Annotated in this window: 1 pseudogene; it reads left to right on the forward strand. The window is 40.0% G+C overall.

Going from position 1 to position 852, the window contains the following annotated elements:
- Window positions 1-852, forward strand: a pseudogene (locus tag QWY87_RS12855) (hypothetical protein); the annotation flags it as partial.

The following is an 852-nucleotide window of genomic DNA, read 5'->3' on the forward strand; positions in this document are numbered from 1 at the left end:
ACACAAGGTAGTTTTGTAATTACCTGGTCGTTTGATGATGGTAATGGAAACGTTGCTACACAGACACAGAATGTAATCGTTGATGATGTAACAGCACCAGTTATTCCTGCTTTAGCAGATGTAACAGGAGAATGTTCAGTAACAGCTATCGCTCCAACGGTTGTAGATAACTGTGGTACAACAATCACAGGAACAACAAGTGATCCTCTTACTTATACTACACAAGGTAGTTTTGTAATTACCTGGTCGTTTGATGATGGTAATGGAAACATTGTTACTCAAACTCAGAATGTAATCGTTGATGATGTAACAGCACCAGTTGCTGGTATAGCTACTTTACCTAATGTAATAGGAGAATGTAGTGTAACAAGTTTAACAGCACCAACGGCTACAGATAACTGTGGAACAGTTACTGTTAGTAGTGATGCTAGTTTACCTATCACAACTTTAGGTACTACAGTAGTTACTTGGACTTATGATGATGGAAACGGAAATACAACTACTCAGACACAGAATATAGAAGTACAGGATACAGGTGTTCCTGCTCCAGTAGTGACTAACTTAGCTACCTTAACAGGTGAGTGTAGTGTTGTTGTAGCAACAACTCCAACGGCTACAGATGGTTGTGCAGGAGTTATAGTAAATGGAACAACTAGTGATCCACTTACATACAATGTACAAGGAACGTATACAATTACCTGGACTTATACAGGAGCCAACACAAATACGACTACTCAAACACAGACAGTAATCGTTGATGATGTAACAGCGCCAGTTATCCCTGCCTTGGCAGATGTAACAGGAGAATGTTCAGCAACAGCTATCGCTCCAACGGTTGTAGATAACTGTGGT

This window comes from Lutimonas halocynthiae, from assembly GCF_030409835.1.
Lineage (GTDB): Bacteria > Bacteroidota > Bacteroidia > Flavobacteriales > Flavobacteriaceae > Lutimonas > Lutimonas halocynthiae.